The sequence below is a fragment of the Amycolatopsis sp. La24 genome (genome assembly GCF_029087445.1).
GTDB lineage: Bacteria > Actinomycetota > Actinomycetes > Mycobacteriales > Pseudonocardiaceae > Amycolatopsis > Amycolatopsis nivea.
In genome coordinates, this window is sequence record NZ_JARACH010000037.1 from 65,117 (window position 1) to 83,323 (window position 18,207).

Sequence of the window (18,207 nt, forward strand, 5' to 3'; positions counted from 1 at the left end):
CCGAGGCGCCGGGCGACGGCTCCGGAACGGCCTCCGGGGGCAGCAGGGTTACTCCAGGTGCCAGGGAAATTTCCATCGTTCGGCGGTCTGCCCCTCCGCGAAGCGGCCGCTGCTCAGTGCGACCGCCGCCGGGTCACCTCCGCGATGCTCGCCCAGTCGAGGTCCGCGCCGCCCTGCTCGACCGCGGTGGCGAACACGTCCTGAAGAACCGGTCCGGCGGGCAGTTCGACGCCCAGTTCGCCGGCGGTGTCCAGCGCGAGTTTCAGGTCCTTCAGCCCGAGCGCGGCGGTGAACCCCGGCGGCGTGTAAGCGCTGGTGGCGATGGCGTCGCCGTAGCCACGGTAAACCGCACCGGGAAAGACGGAATCGTTGATCATGTCGACGAACTGCCCGGCGTCCAGTCCGGCGTTCTCCAGCAAGGTGATCGATTCGGACAGCGCCTGCAACGCGTGAATGATCAGATAGTTCACCGAAATCTTCGCCGTCGGCGCGGCGTCCACGGCGTCGCCGAACTCCCAGACCCGCCGTCCGATCGCAGCCAGCATCGGCGCGGTTTCAGCCCGGACGTCCGCGGCGCCGGACACCAGCACGGTCAGGTTCCCGGCCACCACGGCTTCCGGGCGGCCGACCACCGGTGCACTGAGGTACCGCCCGCCCTGCGCGGCGAACTCGCGCGCCCCGCCCGGGCTGATCGTCGCGTGGTTGACGTGGACAAAGCCCTCCGGAGCGGAACGGAGCCGCTCGGCGGTGAACACCTGCCGCACCGCGGCTTCGTCGCTCAGCATGGAGAAGACTGTTCCGGTGGCGATCGCGTCCTCGGGAGTTTCGCCCACGGTCGCGCCTCGATCGGCCAGCTCGTCCGCTTTGCCCGCGCTGCGGCTCCACACGGTGACGTCGTAGCCCGCGTCGAGCAGACGTCCCGCGATGGCGGTGCCCATCCTCCCGAGCCCGATGAACCCTACCCGGCGTGATTGCTCGGTCATGATCATTCCTCCGGTCGTTGTCAGCTCAGCGCTTCGGTCATTTCTTCGTCGATCTTGCGCAGCAGTGCGCGGTTCGGACGCAGCGTTCCTTCGATGTCGCGCAGCTGTCCGTTGTCGTCCACGTCCGCGTCGGTGATGACCGCTTCGACGTGGGTGTCGAGCACTCGCATGTGCAGCCCGTGCAGGACGGTGACGAACTGCTCGGCGGCCTTCCCGCCGCCGCGGGTGCCGTAGGTGAGCAGGCTCGCGGGCCGATCGCGCCACTCCCGGTAGAGATAGTCCAGCGCGTTCTTGAGCACCCCCGGATAACCCCAATTGTATTGCGGGAACACGAAAAAGAACCCGTGATAGCTCTGCACGAGCTCGCTCCAGGCCCGCGTGTGCTCGTGTGTGTACTGCTGCGCCGCGGCCTTGACGGGCTCGTCCAGGAACGGCAACGCGATCTCCGCGAGGTCGACCAGCCCGTAGCCGAGTTCGCTGTCCTCCTGCAGCCGGGTTCGCGTCCAGGCCGCGACATCCGCGCAAATCCGGGAAGGGCGGGTGCTGCCCACGACGACAGCAATGCGTTTCGTGCCTGCCATCAGCGCGCTTCCCCTCGGTTCGTCTCACGGACTGTTGGTGACACGAACCAAAATAGTTGGTGTCACGAACTAAGTCAAGCTAACCTGGTCCCGTGACCGCTTCCCCGCCCGCAGACGAACCGCCGCCGGAGCTGAACCTCACCGACGCCCTCGTCCAGCTGTCGTTCATCGTGCAAGCCGTGCTGGGCCGCCTGGCCGGGGACGAAGGACTGTCCGTCACCCAGCTGCGCATGCTCGCCGTGCTGGACGACCGCGAGATCGGCATGCGGCAACTGGCCGGGATCCTCGAACTGGAGAAGTCCAGCGTCACCGGGCTGGTGGACCGGGCCGAACGCCGCGGCTTGGTCCAGCGCGTCGCGGTCCCCGGCAACCGCCGAGCCGTCCACGTCACGGTCACCTCGGCGGGGCGAGCCGTGGTGCACCAGGTGCGCGAAGCGATCGACACCGAACTGGGCCAGCTGGCGGCAACCCTGAGCGACAGCCGCCAGGACACCTTCCGCCGCACCATTGAGTCGCTGATCCACCACTACGCGACCGAACACGCCATCCCGCTGTAAACCGGGCTGCGGCTCGAGGGCTGCGAAACCGGTATGAAACTAACCTGCCGAGTGCCGCGCCGTCTGGCAGCGTGTGCGCATGCGCAGCTACTACCTCCCCCCGATCGTCCCCGTAGTCGCTCTCGTCCTCATGCCGTTCCTCCCCTTCGTCAACTCCTCCGGCCTGTGGCTGGGCTTGCCGAAGATGATGGTCTGGGGCGCCTTCTGGTGTCTCATGTTCACTCCGGCGCTGCTGCTGTCGGAACGCTTGCTGTCCCGCAGCGGCGAGGAGGATTGACGATGATCCTCGCCTTCACTCTCGCCGGCATCGTGCTCATCGGCGTGCTCGGCTTCGTCGGCCGCCGCCGTCCCGCCGCGGACCTCGCGGAATGGACCGTCGGCGGCCGGAAGTTCGGCGCGCTGACCATGTGGTTCCTGCAAGCGGGCGAGGTCTTCACGACCTTCACCTTCCTCGGCATGGCCGGGCTGGCGTTCTCCGGCGGCGTGGCCGCGATGTACGCGCTGCCGTACGTGCCGATCGCCTACGTGATCCTGTTCTTCCTCGCCAAGCGGATCTGGCGGATGGGCAAGGAACGCGGCTACCTGACCCAGGGCGACTTCCTCGAAGACCGGTATTCGAGCCGCGCGCTGGGCACGGTGTCGGCGATCCTCGGCGTCGTGTTCGTGCTGCCGTACCTGCAGTTGCAGATCACCGGGCTCGGGCTGATCGTCCGGCTCGTGACCGGCGACCACGCGTCCGGCACGCTCAGCATGATCGCGGGCAGCGTGCTGGTGGTCGCGTTCGTGCTGTGGGCCGGGCTGCGCGGCGTCGCGGCGACGTCGTATTTCAAGGACGCGATCATGCTCGTCGTCCTGGTGGTGCTGATCATCGCGGTGCCCGCGCACTTCGCGGGCGGCGTGTCCGGGGTCTTCCACAAGATCGACCAGCTGCATCCGGAGAAGCTGTTCGTGCACGCCGGGGCCAACGACCACACGTGGTTCATCACGAGCATGCTGGTCAGCGCGATCGGCGTCGGGCTGATGACGCTGCCGCACACCTGGCCCGCGCTGATGTCCGCGCGCGACCCGAAGGTGCTGCGCCGCAACTACACCTGGATGCCGGTGTACGAGCTGTGCCTGCTGCTGCCGATGATCATCGGGTTCGCGGCGGTCCTGGTGGTGCCCAAGGGAAGCGACCCGAACGGCGTGCTGCTGACCTTGAGCAAGGACGCGCTGCCGGGCTGGGTCACCGGGCTCGTGGTGGTCGCCGCGACGGCCACCGCGATGGTGCCCGCGGCGGGCATCCTGATCGGCATTTCCTCGCTGGTGGCACGGAACATCACCCGGGTGCGCAGCGAGCGCAAGCAGTTCTGGATCAACCACGGGACGGTCGTGCTGGCCAGCGCGCTCGCCCTGGTGCTCGGCATCTTCCGGCCGGACCTGCTGGCGAACCTGCTGCTGCTCACCTACTCCGGCTCGGTGCAGCTGGCCCCGGCGAACCTGCTGGGCTTCCTGAAGAAGGTCCCGGTCGGCAAGGTCCCGGTGTTCGCCGGGCTGCTGGCGGGCGAGGTCGTGGTGATCTGGCTGACCTTCGTGGACACCAAGCTCGTCGGCACGGTGAACGTCGGGCTGGTCGGGCTCGCGGTCAACGTGGTCGTGCTCGCCATCGCGGCAGCCGTCGAACGGGCCGTGACCCGGTCCGGAAACGTTGTGCAGACAGGAGAACCGGTATGACGCGGACCCTTTTCACCGGCGGCACGGTGTTCGACGGGACGGGCAGCGCGCCCGCCCCCGCGGACGTCGTGGTCGAGGAAGGCCGGATCGTCGAGGTCGGCACCGGCCTCGACGGCGACCGCGCGGTGGACTGCGCCGGCGCGATGCTGCTGCCCGGGATGTTCGACTGCCACGTGCACGTCACGGTGTCCGACCTCGGGTTGCTGCAGCGCGTCCAGAAGCCGTTCTCGTACCAGTTCTACGAGGCGGCCCGGAACCTGTGGACCACGCTGAAGCTCGGCATCACCACCGTGCGCGACGCCGCCGGGGCCGATCTCGGCATCAAGCAGGCGGTCGCGGACGGCCTGATTCCCGGTCCCCGCTTGGAAATCGCGATCGGCCTGATCAGCCCGACGGGCGGGCATGGCGACGGGTGGATGCCGTCCGGGCATTGCGTCCCGCTGTCGCTCCCGCATCCTGGCCGTCCGAGCGCGCTGGCCGACGGCCCCGACGAGATGCGCCGGGTGGCGCGCACGCTGTTGCGCGCCGGGGCGGACGTGCTGAAGGTCTGCACCACCGGCGGCGTGCTGTCCCCTCGGGACGATCCTCGGCATTCGCAGTTCACGCCGGAGGAATTGGACGTCCTGGTCGCCGAAGCGACCATGCAGGGGCGGGCGGTGATGGCGCACGCACAGGGCGCGGAGGGGGTCAAGAACGCCGTCCGCGCCGGGATCCGGTCGATCGAACACGGCATCTACCTCGACGACGAGGCGATCGAGCTCATGCTCGCGCGCGGCACCTGGCTCGTCCCGACGCTGGTGGCTCCGGTGAACGTCATCCGCGCGGCGGCCGCCGGCGCCGCGTTGCCGGATGCGGTGGTGCAGAAGGCGAAAGAGGTCGCGGAAGTCCATCTCGAGTCGGTGCGCCGGGCCGTCGAAGCCGGGGTCCGGATCGCGATGGGCACCGACAGCGGCGTCGGTCCGCACGGGACGAATCTCGAAGAGCTGGAACTGATGCGCTCGGCCGGGATGAGCCCCGCGGACGTGCTGGTCGCCGCCACGTCGTCGGCCGCTCGGCTGCTGGGCAAGGACGCCGAACTGGGCCGCTTGGCGCCGGGGTATCGCGCGGACCTGGTGGTCGTTTCGGGCGATATTTACGATTTCCCGGCATTGGCGGGGAATGTTCGGGAAGTGTGGCAGGACGGAGCGCGCGCGGTTTAGGGCGGGGCATTCCCGAGCACGGCATACTTGCCGCCGTGATCATGAAAACCGAGGAACGCCACGCGTCCTGGCTCGAGCTTTTCTTCGACCTGGTCGCGGTCGCCGGCGTCGCCCAGCTTTCGCACCTCGTGCGCGGAACGACTTCCTGGAGCGACGCCGGCCTCTACGTCGTGTGCTTCCTCGCGTTCTGGACCGCGTGGATGTGCTTCACCGTGTACGGCAACGTCACCGGGGAAGCGGCGCGCGCGATGCCGGTGCTGCTCGCGATGGCCGGGCTGGTTTTCATGGCCGGTTCGGTGCACGACATCGGCGAGCACGCACAGGGCTTCGCCATCTCGTACGTGGCGGTGCGCGCGCTCGCCAGCCGGGTCTGGGAAGGCCGGGAAAACACGCGGATCATCGTCGAATGGCCGGTGGTGCACGCCGGGATGGGCGTGGTGCCGTGGGTCGTCTCGTTCTGGGTCGACGCGCCGGGGAAGTACCTGCTGTGGGCACTCGGGCTGGCGATCGACCTGGTGGCCGGGCTGACCATGTCGGGGGAGCAGGTCGCGGCCAAGGTGGCGGAACGGGCCACCCAGTCGAAGCGGCCGGTGCCGGGGCTGGCCTTCGCGCACCTGGACCTCGCGCACTTCGGCGAGCGGCTGGGGCTGTTCACGATCATCGTGCTGGGCGAGGGCGTCCTGACGGTCACCGACGCGATGACGGAGATCCCCGACTGGGAGTGGCCGCTGCTCTCGACCGTGCTCGGGGTCCTGGCGCTGCTGGCGGCTTTGTGGGGAGCGGCGTTGTTCCAGGGATTCGGCGGGATTCCCTATCTGTCCCAGACCGCCTGGGGCCCGCGGGTCCTGCTGCCGGTGCACTGCCTGGTGGCCGGATTGCTGGCGGCGCTGGCAGCCGGGTTCGGGGACGCCGTGGAGTCGGTCGTGCACGGGCACCTCGCGGCGGGTACGCGATGGCTGCTGTGCGGGTGCGTCGCGGCGTTCACGGTCGTGGGCGTGGTGGCGCGGGTGGCTTCCGGGAGGTGGAAGCCGTGGGACTTCGTCGCGGTGCTCGCCGGCGTGGGGGTTCCGGCCGCGCTGGGCCTCGCCGGCGCGACGCTGACCCCGGCGCGGTTCTTGTGGTTGCTGCTGCTCGCGATCCTGCCCGGGCTGGTGCGGGAGTTTCCGCGGCGTCGGCCGGCGGCGGCTTCGGGCGCGGAAGGTCCGTGAAGGACTCATCGAGGGAATCCAGTTCCGTGAAGGGGCCCCTCACGGCGCGCTGGTCGTGAGGGACCCCTTCACGGCTTTTCAGACGTTGGCGAGAAGTTCCTTCAACGCGGCCGCGAACTTCGCCGGATTGCGCTGCGGCGCCAGGTGCGCGCCCGGCGTCTCGGTGAACGGCAGCCCGAGTTCGAGCGCGAGAATCTTGGCGGGCTGGTAGTGGTACCAGCCGCGGCTGCCCTCCCCGGCGACCGGCACGATCTCGGTGTTCGTCCGGCGCAGCGCGCGCAAGTCCGGCAGGTAGTCGAAGAACTCGGTCAGCTCGCGGTCGAACAGCCGGAGCCAGTCGCCCTCGTTCGGCAGCCGCAGATGCGGCAGGTCGGGCAGCGCGGCGCCGGCGATCCCGTCCGCGAACCGCGTGACCGCGCCCATCAGATCACCCGAACGGGCCAGCCGGACCTGCGCCGCGGCGGCCTCGAGAATCCCCTCGGCGTCCGGCATCAACTGGATCGCGGGCGGTTCGTGCGCGACGAACACGGCGACCCGGTCCGGATACCGCGCGACGAGATCCAGCCCGATCAACGCACCGGCACTGGTCCCGAACATCGACACCGGCCCGCTCCCGCCGACGTGGTCGAGCACCGCGAGCGCGTCGTCCGCCTGCAGCGCCACCGGAACGGGCCCGGTGGTGGTGTCCGTGCTGGCGAAATGGCCGCGCCGGTCGTAGGTGATCACGGTGAAGTCCGTGCGCAAAAGCTTGACCAGCGCCCGGAACGAGTCCGCCGCACCGGTCCCGCCGGGGACCAGCAGCAGCCGCGGTCCCTCGCCGGTCGTGCGGACGGCCAGCTCGCCGCCCTCGACCGGACAGCGATGCTCGGCAGTCTCCGCATCTTCCGCGATCATGCCGAGAGTCAAGCACAACCCGGGTCACCCGATCGCTTCCGGGACGCCGGTTTTTGTCGGTGGGGGGTGCGAGACTCCGGGAATGACGAGTTGGGATGAGTTCAGTGCCGCCACCCCGGCATTGGCCTCGCGCGTACGAGCCCGCTTCGCCGCCGCGGATTCGCACGTCTTGGCCACCCTGCGCAGCGACGGTTCGCCGCGAGTGAGCGGTTCGGAGATCGACTTCCGCGACGGCGAGGCGTACATCGGGTCGATGCTCGACGCCCGCAAGGCCCGCGACCTCCAGCGCGACGGCCGCTTCGCCCTGCACGCCTACCCCGGCATCGAGGAAGGCGGCGACGCGAAAATCGCCGGCCACGCGGTGGAGATCACCGAGCCGGCGGAGGTCGCACGCATCCAGGAAGGACAGGAGAGCCACCTGTTCCGGCTGGATCTGCGGGAGGCCGTGGTCACGTGGGTGGAGGACAACACGCTGTGGATCGAATCGTGGCACCCCGGGAGCTGGGTGCGCTTCGCGAGGCCGGACAACGGTCCCGCGGTCCGGACGGAGCTGGGGTTGACGGGGGAGGAGAACGGTTGAGGAGCGTGGAGCGGACCCCGCGGAGCCCTAGCCTGGGCTGATGAAACTCACGTCCACCGTCCTCGACGCGCCCGACCCCCGAGCGCTGGCCGAGTTCTACCGGGAACTGCTCGGATGGCCGATCGGCGCCGACGAACCGGAGTGGGTCACGTTGCGTCCTTCCGGCGGCGGGGCTGGTCTGTCGTTTCAGCTGGAGACGCAGTACGTGCCGCCAGTGTGGCCTGTCGACGCGGGGAAGCAGCAGATGCAACTGCACCTCGACTTCGAGGTCGACGGACGCGCCGCGCTGGAAGCCGCAGTCACGAAGGCGGTCGCGGCCGGGGCTCGGATGGCCGAGTTTCAGCCGCAACAGCACGTGCGCGTGCTGCTGGATCCGGTTGGGCATCCGTTCTGCTTCTGGACTGACGACCGGCCTTAACCGCCACCGCACCGGCGGCGGAAAATTCTTGGCCCTGGCGCGTTACAGCCACGGCACCGACCCCGCTGCTTCCCGCGCGAGAGTTTCCTTGCCGCAGCGGAATTGGCACCAGCGCGGCAAAAACCGGCCCGGGCCCGACCAGACCCGGGCTGCCTGCTCAGCGGCGCTCCCACCTCGTCGCAGGAACGATGCTCCGCCAGCTCAGATCCGCTCCAGAATCGTCGCCGTAGCCATCGCCCCGCCCGCGCACATCGACACCAGCGCCGTCGTCGCGTCGCGGCGTTCCAGTTCGTGCAGGGCGGTCGTCAGCAGTCGCGCGCCGGTGCTGCCGACCGGGTGTCCCAGTGCGATCGCTCCGCCGTTGACGTTCACCCGCGTCTCGTCCGGATTGTGCATGCGCTGCCACGAAAGCACGACCGACGCGAAGGCCTCGTTCACCTCGAACAGGTCCACGTCGCCGATCTTCATCCCGGCCGCCTCGAGGACCCGCGTCGTCGCCTGCACCGGGCCGTCGAGGTGGTAGTACGGTTCCGCGCCGACCAATGCCTGCCGCCTGATCCGGGCGCGTGGGCGCAGGCCCAGCGAGCGCGCCAGCGACGCGTCCATGATCAGCACCGCCGCGGCGCCGTCGGAGATTTGGGACGACGAGCCCGCCGTGTGGATTCCGTCCGGCACCACGGGCTTCAACCGCGCCAGACCCTCCATTGTGGTCTCCCGCAGGCCCTGATCCCGGTCCACCACACCGGCTTCCGTCGTGACCGGCACGATTTCCCGCGAGAAATGCCCGGCCGACCACGCGGCGGCGGCGTTGGCCTGCGACCGCACTCCGAACGCGTCGACGTCCTCGCGCGTGATGCCTCGCCGGATCGCGATCCGTTCCGCCGCACCGTATTGGTCCGGCATGTCGATCGACCACGCGTCCGGTTTGGGGGAGCCGACGCCCTCGCCGCGGTTCGCGCCGAGCGGCACCCGGCTCATCGCTTCCGCACCGCACGCCACGCCGACGCTGATCGCGTCCGCCGCGATCAAGCCGGCGACCAGATGCGCGGCCTGCTGCGCCGAACCGCATTGCGCGTCGATCGTCGTGGCCCCGGTCGATTCCGGCAGGCCCGCGTGCAGCCACGCGGTGCGGGTCAGGTTGCCGCACTGCTCGCCCGCCTGCGTGACCGCTCCGCCGATCACCTGCTCCACCTCGGCCGGATCGATGCCCGCCCGTTCGACCACCCCGCGCACCGCCGCGCCCAGCAGTTCGGCCGCGTGCAGGCCGGACAGCCAGCCGCCGCGCTTGCCGATCGGCGTGCGTGCCGCGGCCACGATCACCGGTTCGCCCACGAGTGTCCCCTTCCGGAAGCTCCGTACCTCGCAAAACTAGAACACGTTCCTGTTAATGACAAGCGAGCGCACGACAGCGCGGAAGTCGATCACCAGCCGATGAGCGAGCGCTCACCTGCACCAACAGATTCTGGAACGGTAAAGTAAACAGGTTTCACTCAAGCGGGTTCCGTTGGTTAACACCGTATGCTCTACTGGGGTCATAGAACGCGTTGCAGTTGGGTATCACCGCCGATCCCGCGCAGGAGGCCAAGCCGTGGCAGCCCCGCTTTTGCCCGCCGGTTTCGACTTCACCGATCCGGACCTCTACGCCAGCCGGCTGCCCCTGGAGGAGTTCGCCGAACTCCGCCGCACGGCGCCCGTCTGGTGGAACCCGCAGCCGCACAACACCGCCGGATTCGGCGACGACGGCTACTGGGTCGTCACGCGACACGCCGACGTCAAGGCGGTCTCGCGCGACAGCGAGCTCTACTCGTCGAGGGAGAAGACCGCGATCATCCGGTTCGACGACCAGATGACCGCCGAGGGCCTCGACGCGAACCGGCTCGTCCTGCTGAACATGGACGCGCCGCAGCACACCAAGCTCCGCCGCATCGTGTCGAAGGGGTTCACCCCGCGCTCGATCGCGAAGCTCGAGGACACCCTGCGCGACCGCGCCGAGCGGATCGTGCACGAGGCCAAGAAGAAGGGCTCCGGCGACTTCGTCACCGACGTCGCGTGCGAGCTGCCGCTGCAGGCGATCGCCGAGCTGATCGGCGTGCCGCAGGAGGACCGGCTCAAGATCTTCGACTGGTCCAACCAGATGATCGCCTACGACGACCCGGAATACGACCTCGAGCCGATCGCCGCGTCCGCGGAACTCGTCGGCTACGCCTGGAACATGGCCGAGGACCGCCGCCGCTGCCCGATGGACGACATCGTCACGAAGCTCGTCCAGGCCGACGTCGACGGCGAATCGCTCGGCTCCGACGAGTTCGGCTTCTTCGTGATCCTGCTGGCCGTCGCGGGCAACGAGACCACCCGCAACGCGATCACGCACGGCATGAAGGCGTTCCTGGACCACCCGGACCAGTGGGACGTCTTCAAGGAGCAGCGCCCGAAGACCGCGCCGGACGAGATCGTCCGCTGGGCGACGCCGGTCGTCGCGTTCCAGCGCACCGCGACCCGCGACACCGAACTGGGCGGCGCGCAGATCCGCAAGGGCGACCGCGTCGGGATGTTCTACAGTTCGGCCAACTTCGACCCCGAGGTCTTCGACGAGCCCGGCAAATTCGACATCCTGCGCGAGGACAACCAGCACGTCGGCTTCGGCGGCACCGGTTCGCACTACTGCATCGGCGCGAACCTGGCCCGGCTCGAGATCGACCTGATCTTCAACGCGATCGCCGAGGTCATGCCGAACATCGCGGAGGTCTCCGCTCCCGAGCGGCTGCGTTCCAGCTGGCTCAACGGGATCAAGCACTACCAGGTCCGCTACGCCTGAGCAGGCGAAACGCCCGGGGAAACGACCTGACCGGCAAGGAGCGCGGCGCACCGGCATGATGGCCCCGTGCGCACGACGGTAGACGCGGAATTCGGCGTCCGGGTGACGAAACCCGGCCTCGCCGCGATCTCGGTCGCCGCCGTGCGCGCGGACGCCGGCGAACTCACCGTGTCCGACGCCGGTTCCGCGCGCACCGCCGAGTTCGAACACGGCACGCGCGCGGAGGTTTACGACCTCGCCGAGGGCGAGCATCGCGTCGCCTATCACGGCGAACGTGTGCTGCACCGCGGCAACGCCGAACCCGTCACGCTCGCCGACATCGCGCGGTACACCCGGCCCAGCCGCTACTGCCCGTCCGACCGGATGGGCGGACTGCTGCCGCCGGGCATCGGAGAACTGGACGGCGCGCGGGCACGAGTGCAGGCGATCGTCGACCACGTACACCGCAGGCTCGTGTACGCCGTCGGTTCCGGCGGCCCCACCCACGACGCCATCGACACGCTCCTCGCCGGCGAAGGCGTCTGTCGTGACTTCGCGCACGTATGCGTCGCGCTGTGCCGGCTCGTCGACGTACCCGCGCGCTACACGTCGGTGTACGCGCCGGGTTTGCAGCCGATGGACTTCCACGCAGTCTTCGAAGCAGGGATCGACGGCCGCTGGTACGTCTTCGACGCCACCCGCTTGGCCCCGCGCCAGACCATGCTCCGCATCGCGACCGGACGCGACGCCGCCGACACCCCGTTCCTCGCGACGCTGGGCTGCGAACTCGACTTCCTCGGCGCGACCGTCTTCGCCACGACCGACGAGCCGCTGCCGCGTGACGACGGGCACGCCCCGGTCGTACTGGCCTGAATGCGTGTCTTTTGCGACAAACAGCGCGTCCGCTGGGTAAACAGTGACGGTGAAGCGTTCCCGCAAGACCCCCGGGCCGAGCAAGTGGGCCCGCGCGCGAGCCCGGTACCGATGGCTGGACCACATCGCGCGCGCCACCAACCGGTACATCGACTACGGCGGCTACCACTACGTCGCGTCGATCACCTACTTCAGCCTGCTCTCGCTGGTGCCGATCCTGATGCTGTCCTCGTCGGCGGCCGGGTTCGTGCTCGCGACGCAGCCGCATCTGCTGGACGCGCTGGTGCGCGGCATTTCCGGATCGCTGCCCGGCCCGATCGGCGCCCAGGTGTCGTCGATCCTGACCGGGTTCGTGGAGCAGCGCACCGGCGTCGGGGTCGCCGGTCTGGTGGTCGGCCTGTACTCCGGTTGGAACTGGATGAACGCGCTGCGGGACGCGCTCACCGCGATGTACGGCCAGAACCGGTCCGACGGGCCGCTGCTGCGCACGATCCTCATGGACATCCTGGCGTTGCTCGGGCTCGCCGCGGCGCTGCTGGTGTCGTTCGGGATCTCGGTGTCCGGCACCGCGGTCGGCCGTTCCCTGCTCGGGCTGGTCGGGGTCGAGGACACGAGCTGGGGGCACAACCTGTTGTCGTTCGTGTCGGTGCCGCTGGCGTTGGTCGCGGACTGGATGGTGTTCCTGTGGGTGCTCACCCGGTTGCCGCGGGAGCGGGTCGGATGGCGCAGTGCGATGCGCGGCGCGGTCGCCGCGGCGATCGGATTCGAGCTGCTCAAACTGGCCGGCGGGTTCTACCTGAACTTGATCAGCAAGTCGCCGTCCGGCGTGGCGTTCGGTTCGGTGATCGGTCTGCTGTTCTTCATCTCGCTGATCGCGCGGATGCTCATCTACATCACCGCCTGGACCGCCACCGCCCGCGACGCACCGCGCAAACCGATCCAGCCCCCGGCGGCGACGCAGCTGCGCCCGATCATCGCGCCCAAGCAGGACAGCGCGAAGGCGGCTCTGCTTGGGGCGATGGTGGGGGCGTTGGGTACGTTGGTCGCGCTGAGGGGGCGGCGAAAGGACTCGTGAGTGTTTAATCCGGTTCTAACCGGCTGGAACACTCACGAGGGCTTAGCCGCACCCACGACCCACATGCTGAAGTACTGCGAGCCGCCGCCGTAGGCGTGCCCCATCGCGATCCGGGCCCCGTCCACCTGGTAGTCGCCAGCTCGGCCCATCACCTGTTTGGCCGCTTCGGAGAACCGCAGCATCCCGGACGCGCCAATGGGATTCGACGACAGCACGCCGCCGGACGGGTTCACCGGCAGCCGTCCGCCGATCGCGGTGTCGCCGGCTTCGGTGATCTTCCAGCCTTCGCCTTCGGCGGCGAAGCCGAGGTTTTCCAGCCACATCGGCTCGAACCAGGAGAACGGCACGTAGATCTCCGCGACGTCCACTTCGGACAGTGGATCCTTGATGCCCGCGTCGCGCCACAACGCGGCGGCCGCGTCGCGACCGGCTTGCGGGCTGACCTGGTCGCGTCCGGCGAACGTCGTGGGCTCGGTCCGCATCGCCGTCGAATGGATCCACGCCGCGCCGCCCGGCACCGCGTCGCCGGCGGCTTCGTCGCCGAGCACCATCGCACAGGCGCCGTCGGAGGACGGACACGTTTCGTCGTACCGGATCGGGTCCCACAGCATCTGCGACGCCTGCACCGACTCGACCGTGATATTGGACTGTTGCAAGTGTGCGAAAGGATTCAGCGCGCCATTGCGCCGATCCTTCGCCGCCACGATCGCCCCGATGTGTTCAGGCGCGCCGGAACGGCGGATGTAGGACCGCACGTGCGGCGCGAAATAGCCACCGGCGCCAGCGCCGACCGGCATCTGGAACGGCGGCAGGATCGACAGGCCCCACATCGCGTTCGATTCGGACTGCTTCTCGAACGCCACCGTCAGCACGCGCCGGTGCACGCCGGACTGGATCAGCGACGTGGCGACCAGCGCGGTCGACCCGCCGACCGAACCTGCGGTGTGCACGCGAATCAACGGTTTCCCGTTCGCGCCCAACGCGTCCGCGAGGAACAGTTCGGGCATCATGACGCCCTCGAACAGGTCCGGCGCCTTGCCGATCACGACGGCCTCGATGTCGTCCCAGCTGACCTGGGCGTCCGCCATCGCGCGGTCGATCGCTTCGCGGAGCAGACCGGCCATCGACACGTCGGTGCGCTTCGCGCGGTGGTGCGTCTGCCCGGTCCCGAGCACCGCGGCGAGCTGTTTCGTCATCGTGCCTCCAGCACGGCGAGGAGGTTCTGCTGCAGGGCAGGTCCGCTGGTCGCGTGGGCGAGCGTCTTAGCCGCCTCTCCGCGGTGGATGCGCGCGGCGGCCTCGCCGATGCGCGCGAGCCCGGCGGAGAACATGGGGTTCCCGGTGAGCGCACCGCCGGACGGGTTGATCCGGACGCTGTCATCGAGACCGAGTTCGCGGCGCAGGATCAGTTCCTGGTGCGTGAACGGCGCGTGCAGTTCGGCCAGTTCGACCCCGTCGAGATCCAGCCGGGCCGCGGCAGCGGCGGTCGACGGGGAACGCGTGAGGTCGCGCGCGCCGAGAACGGGGGAGTCGATGCGGTGGTCCAGCCCGGAGATGATCGCGGGCCGCTCCACGAGGTCGCGGGCTCGTTCCTCCGAAGCCAGGATGATCACCGATGCGCCATCTGTCACCGGCGCGATGTCATGTGCGCGAAGGGGATCGGCGACGTACGGGGTGTCGAGCAGTTCGGCGACGTCCACGGTTCCGGACAGCTGCGCGGCCGGGTTGTTCGCCGCGTTCGCCCGCGATCGGGCAGCGACTTCCGCCAGGTCCTTTTCGGACCACAGCCCGCCTTCGAGACCCAACCGGGCTTGCAACCCAGCGATCGCCAGCGAATCCGGCCACAGCGGAGTGACGAGGTACGGGTCCAGCTGCATCGCCATGACCCGGCGGAGCTGTCCGGCGCTGGCTTTGCCGAATCCGTACACCAGCGCGGTGTCGACCTCGCCGGTGCGGATCTTCAGCCAGGCTTCGTACAGCGCCCAGGCGGCGTCCATTTCCACATGGGACTCGTTGATCGGCGGGAACGCGCCCAGTGCGTCCACCGCGGCGATGAACGAAAACGCGCGCCCGGCAAGGTAATCCGACGAGCCGGAGCACCAGAACCCGATGTCTTGTTTGGACAGTCCGGTCGCGGCGAAGGCCTCGGCGAGGATCGGCACGAGCATTTCCACGCCGTTGGTGGTGCCCTCGGTCTTGCGGACGTTGGGCGCCTGCGCGAAACCGGCTACGGCTACTTCAGGCATGGTTCCTCACAGGTGGTGGGCGAAGGTCTCGTACTCGGCGTCCGGCTCGCCGGTGGGTTCGAAGTGGCTGATGTTCTCCAGCGACGTCCACCATTCCTCGCGCGGCCGCCAGTTGGCGCGCACGCGCATGCCCATCCGGACCTCCTCGGCGGCGCAGCCGAGCACCAGGTGCAGGAAGGCTATGTCGGCCCCGTCCAGCAGGATGTAGGCCGCGACGTACGGCGGTTTGATGCGCTGGCCGAGGAACGGCACGTTGACGATGCAGAACGTCGTGACGATGCCGGTGTCGGGCAGTTCCACCTCGTCGGTGGTCGGCACGCCGTCGACCGGGCACGCGCCGCGCGGCGGAATGTAGACCTTGCCGCATTCGGGGCAGCGCTGGCCGAGCATCCGGCCTTCGGCAAGACCGCGCAGGTACCGGCTTTCCTCCGGCGACGCGGAATGCTGGTATTTCAGGTGCACCGGCGTGATGATCACGCTGACCGGCGCGCCTTCCTCGCGTTCCGCCACCGGCGGTGCGGCCTCGGTGGGCGTGGTGTCCGGCGCGTCCGCGGGCAGGAAATACGCGATGTCGCGGATGTGGCCGACGGTTTCGTCCGCCCACCGCACGCGCACCCGCTGTCCGATGTGGACATTGTCCGGCGAGCCGGCGTCGAGCGCGTGGAGCAGGCTGGTGTCCGCGCCGTCTAGTTTCACTAGCACCCAGGCGAACGGACGCGACAGCGGCTGGCCGTCGAGCGGATCCGCGCACCAAGACCAGGAAACGACGGTGCCTTCGTCGGCGACCGGGACGAACTCCGTCAACGGGTCCGCGGTGGCCGGGTCGTACTCGACCGGCGGCACGTGCACGCGACCGTCGCTGCCGCGCACGCCTTCGATCCGGCGTTCGCGAAGCGCGTTGACGAACCGGCCGAGCACCGGGCCGGTCGAACGGGTGTAGTCGAAGCCGACGTTGAGCGGCGCCGACAGAGGGGCATCCGAAACCGTCACGGCTCCGAGTGAAACACGTTCTCGAATCCGAGGCAAGGAACCTGTTGTGTCTATGTGGAACGCGTTCTAGATTTGGGAGCTATGGACCTGGGACTGTGGACCATCGCCGCGGCCGAGCCCGCCCGGGTGGCGCTGGTGGATCCGGACGGGCGGGAAATTTCCTACGGCGATCTGACGGCGAAAGCCAACCGGTACGCCTCGGGGCTGCGCGAACTCGGCCTCGGCGTCGGCGACGCGGTAGTGCTGCTGCTGCCGAACGGCGACGACCTGGTCGCGGCGTACTTCGCGGCGATCCAGACCGGGCTGTACGTGGTGGTGGTGAACTGGCATCTCGTCGGACCGGAAGTCGCGTACATCCTCTCCGACGGCGGAGCCAAGGCGTTTCTGGCGCACGAGCGGTTCGCCGACGTCGCGGTGGCTGCGGCTGACGAGGCCGAACTGCCTGCTTCGGCGCGGTTCGCCGTCGGTTCGGTGCGGGGCTTCCGCCGGGTCGAGGAATTGGGTGCCGGGCTCGGGGACGGGCGGCCGGACAATCGGACCGCCGGTTCGCCGATGCTCTACACCTCAGGCACGACCGGACGGCCCAAGGGAGTCAAGCGGCCGTTGACCGGAGCGGATCCGGATCAGGTGCCCGCTGCTTCGACGTGGTTCTTCGGGGTGTTCGGGCTGCAGCCGTTCGACGAGCACGTGCATCTGTGCGGGTCGCCGCTGTATCACACGGCGGTGCTGAATTTTGTGGCTATTTCGCTGCAGCTGGGGCATACCGCGGTGCTGATGGATCGTTGGGACGCCGAGGAAATGCTGAGGCTGATCGAGCGGCATCGGGTTACGCACAGCCATATGGTGCCGACTCAGTTCCGGCGGTTGCTTGCCCTGCCGGACGACGTGCGCACGAAATACGATCTGAGTTCGCTGCGCGTGATGATTCACGGGGCCGCGCCTTGTCCGCTTGAGGTGAAGCGGCAAATGCTCGAGTGGTGGGGCCCTGTCGTTACTGAGTATTACGCGGCGACTGAAGGCGGCGGGACGGTGATTTCCGGCGAAGACTGGCTGCGGAAGCCCGGGTCGGTCGGGTTGCCGTGGCCGGGGTCGACGATCCGGGTCCTCGACGATGCCGGGGAAGAAGTGCCGGTCGGCGAGAACGGTGCGGTGTACATGAAGATGGGCGACTCGAAGTTCGAGTATCACCGGGACAAGGCCAAGACGGAGAAGGCCCGGGTCGGGGATTTGTTCACGCTGGGTGACGTCGGGCATCTCGACGAGGACGGGTATTTGTTCCTGCATGACCGCAAGGCCGACATGATCATTTCCGGCGGGGTGAATATTTATCCCGCGGAGATCGAGGGGGAGTTGGTGATGCATCCGAAGATCGCGGACGTCGCGGTGTTCGGGGTGCCGCATGAGGATTGGGGGGAGGAGATCAAGGCGGTGGTGCAGCCCGCGGAGGGGGTTGAGGGGTCGGACGAGTTGACGGCTGAGTTGCTGGCGTATGCGGAGACTCGGCTGGCTCGGTTCAAGTTGCCTCGGTCGGTGGACTATTTGCCGGAATTGCCTCGGGATCCGAATGGGAAGTTGTATAAGCGGAAGTTGCGGGAGTTGTACGTTTCTTGAGGTGAGTTGTTGCGGCTGGGGCCCGGTGGCTCGCACGCGGAGGGTGCGGTGGGGTCCGCTGCTCCTCGGTGGGGGCTCACCGTCCTCGACTGGTCGCTGGGTGGGGCTCACTGCCCCTCGGCCTGGCTGTGGGATGGGCCCATCGCCCCTCGGCCTGGCCGTGGGGTGAGGGCTCACCGTCCCTCGGCTTGGTCCTGGGTTGGGGCTCATCGCCCCTCGGCCTGGTCGTGGGATGGGCTCATCACCCCTGAGGCTGGTCGTTGGGTGGGCCGCTGGCCTTCGGCCCTGTCGTGGGATGGGGGCTCACCGCCCGTCAGATGGTCGCTAGGTGGGGCCCACCACCCCTCAGCCTGATTGTGTGAGGTTCCCCCGTCGGGTCGGACACTCTGATCCTTGGCTTTGGCCTGGGGAAGGATGTTTGTTGTGTCTGGTTCGTCGAGGTATCCGGAAGAGTTCCGGCGGGATGCGGTCGCGTTGGCGCGGTCG

18 protein-coding genes are annotated in these 18,207 nt (G+C 68.7%); 11 read left to right on the forward strand and 7 right to left on the reverse strand.

Features of this window, described 5'->3' with window-relative positions:
• Window positions 1-113: 113 nt before the first annotated feature.
• Window positions 114-983 (reverse strand): NAD(P)-dependent oxidoreductase, encoded by an 870-nt coding sequence (locus PUT80_RS29390; RefSeq protein WP_275294140.1) that lies wholly within the window; start codon window positions 981-983, stop codon window positions 114-116.
• Between the two features lie 20 nt (window positions 984-1,003).
• A complete protein-coding gene (locus PUT80_RS29395; RefSeq protein ID WP_275294141.1) occupies window positions 1,004-1,564 on the reverse strand; it encodes an NADPH-dependent FMN reductase in 561 nt (186 codons plus the stop codon).
• 92 nt (window positions 1,565-1,656) lie between these two features.
• Here PUT80_RS29395 and PUT80_RS29400 point away from each other — a divergent pair, with 92 nt between their 5' ends.
• The 5 genes from PUT80_RS29400 (at window position 1,657) to PUT80_RS29420 (ending at window position 6,241) form a co-directional block, all read left to right on the forward strand.
• Window positions 1,657-2,121: a MarR family transcriptional regulator gene (locus tag PUT80_RS29400; protein WP_275294142.1), complete on the forward strand. Its 465-nt coding sequence runs from the start codon at window positions 1,657-1,659 to the stop codon at window positions 2,119-2,121.
• A 79-nt stretch (window positions 2,122-2,200) separates the two neighbouring features.
• Window positions 2,201-2,398, forward strand: coding sequence for a hypothetical protein (locus PUT80_RS29405; protein WP_037713222.1), 198 nt, complete (start codon window positions 2,201-2,203; stop codon window positions 2,396-2,398).
• Window positions 2,399-2,400: 2 nt separating this feature from the next.
• Window positions 2,401-3,834, forward strand: coding sequence for a sodium:solute symporter family protein (locus PUT80_RS29410; protein WP_051171808.1), 1,434 nt, complete (start codon window positions 2,401-2,403; stop codon window positions 3,832-3,834).
• Window positions 3,831-5,033 carry an amidohydrolase family protein gene (locus PUT80_RS29415; RefSeq protein ID WP_275294143.1) on the forward strand — a complete coding sequence of 401 codons (1,203 nt, stop codon included), beginning with the start codon at window positions 3,831-3,833 and terminating at the stop codon, window positions 5,031-5,033. Before PUT80_RS29410 ends, PUT80_RS29415 begins: the two co-directional genes overlap by 4 nt.
• Before the next feature lie 41 nt (window positions 5,034-5,074).
• Window positions 5,075-6,241: a low temperature requirement protein A gene (locus tag PUT80_RS29420; RefSeq protein ID WP_275294151.1), complete on the forward strand. Its 1,167-nt coding sequence runs from the start codon at window positions 5,075-5,077 to the stop codon at window positions 6,239-6,241.
• A gap of 78 nt (window positions 6,242-6,319) precedes the next feature.
• Here the strand turns inward: PUT80_RS29420 and PUT80_RS29425 are convergent, their stop codons facing one another.
• Window positions 6,320-7,135 carry an alpha/beta hydrolase gene (locus PUT80_RS29425; protein WP_275294144.1) on the reverse strand — a complete coding sequence of 272 codons (816 nt, stop codon included), beginning with the start codon at window positions 7,133-7,135 and terminating at the stop codon, window positions 6,320-6,322.
• Window positions 7,136-7,217: 82 nt separating this feature from the next.
• On the opposite strand from PUT80_RS29425, the gene PUT80_RS29430 reads away from it, so the two are divergent.
• Window positions 7,218-7,715, forward strand: a complete 498-nt coding sequence (locus PUT80_RS29430) for a pyridoxamine 5'-phosphate oxidase family protein (RefSeq protein WP_275294145.1) — start codon at window positions 7,218-7,220, stop codon at window positions 7,713-7,715.
• Between the two features lie 40 nt (window positions 7,716-7,755).
• Window positions 7,756-8,133: a VOC family protein gene (locus PUT80_RS29435; RefSeq protein ID WP_134668192.1), complete on the forward strand. Its 378-nt coding sequence runs from the start codon at window positions 7,756-7,758 to the stop codon at window positions 8,131-8,133.
• Between the two features lie 201 nt (window positions 8,134-8,334).
• Here the strand turns inward: PUT80_RS29435 and PUT80_RS29440 are convergent, their stop codons facing one another.
• Complete coding sequence (locus PUT80_RS29440; protein ID WP_043829247.1) at window positions 8,335-9,465, reverse strand: steroid 3-ketoacyl-CoA thiolase; 1,131 nt, start codon at window positions 9,463-9,465, stop codon at window positions 8,335-8,337.
• Window positions 9,466-9,721: 256 nt separating this feature from the next.
• Between PUT80_RS29440 and PUT80_RS29445 the strand changes: the two genes are divergently transcribed.
• The 3 genes from PUT80_RS29445 to PUT80_RS29455 all read left to right on the forward strand — a co-directional run bounded on the left by PUT80_RS29445 (window position 9,722) and on the right by PUT80_RS29455 (window position 12,875).
• Window positions 9,722-10,948 (forward strand): cytochrome P450, encoded by a 1,227-nt coding sequence (locus tag PUT80_RS29445; RefSeq protein ID WP_037809990.1) that lies wholly within the window; start codon window positions 9,722-9,724, stop codon window positions 10,946-10,948.
• 66 nt (window positions 10,949-11,014) lie between these two features.
• A complete protein-coding gene (locus PUT80_RS29450) occupies window positions 11,015-11,800 on the forward strand; it encodes a transglutaminase family protein (RefSeq protein WP_037809991.1) in 786 nt (261 codons plus the stop codon).
• A gap of 43 nt (window positions 11,801-11,843) precedes the next feature.
• The gene (locus PUT80_RS29455) at window positions 11,844-12,875 is read left to right on the forward strand and encodes a YhjD/YihY/BrkB family envelope integrity protein (RefSeq protein WP_275294146.1); all 1,032 of its coding nucleotides are present in this window, start codon (window positions 11,844-11,846) and stop codon (window positions 12,873-12,875) included.
• A gap of 32 nt (window positions 12,876-12,907) precedes the next feature.
• On the opposite strand, the gene PUT80_RS29460 is transcribed toward PUT80_RS29455, so the two are convergent.
• Genes PUT80_RS29460 through PUT80_RS29470 form a run of 3 tightly spaced genes read right to left on the reverse strand, consistent with a single transcriptional unit; the run spans window position 12,908 to window position 16,110 of the window.
• Entirely contained in the window at window positions 12,908-14,071 is a 1,164-nt protein-coding gene (locus PUT80_RS29460) for a thiolase domain-containing protein (RefSeq protein ID WP_275294147.1), read from the reverse strand.
• Entirely contained in the window at window positions 14,068-15,120 is a 1,053-nt protein-coding gene (locus PUT80_RS29465; protein ID WP_275294148.1) for a thiolase domain-containing protein, read from the reverse strand. Before PUT80_RS29465 ends, PUT80_RS29460 begins: the two co-directional genes overlap by 4 nt.
• Window positions 15,121-15,126: 6 nt before the next feature.
• Window positions 15,127-16,110: an OB-fold nucleic acid binding domain-containing protein gene (locus PUT80_RS29470; protein ID WP_037809997.1), complete on the reverse strand. Its 984-nt coding sequence runs from the start codon at window positions 16,108-16,110 to the stop codon at window positions 15,127-15,129.
• 81 nt (window positions 16,111-16,191) lie between these two features.
• Between PUT80_RS29470 and PUT80_RS29475 the strand changes: the two genes are divergently transcribed.
• Window positions 16,192-17,721 (forward strand): acyl-CoA synthetase, encoded by a 1,530-nt coding sequence (locus tag PUT80_RS29475; protein WP_275294149.1) that lies wholly within the window; start codon window positions 16,192-16,194, stop codon window positions 17,719-17,721.
• Window positions 17,722-18,207 lie beyond the last annotated feature (486 nt).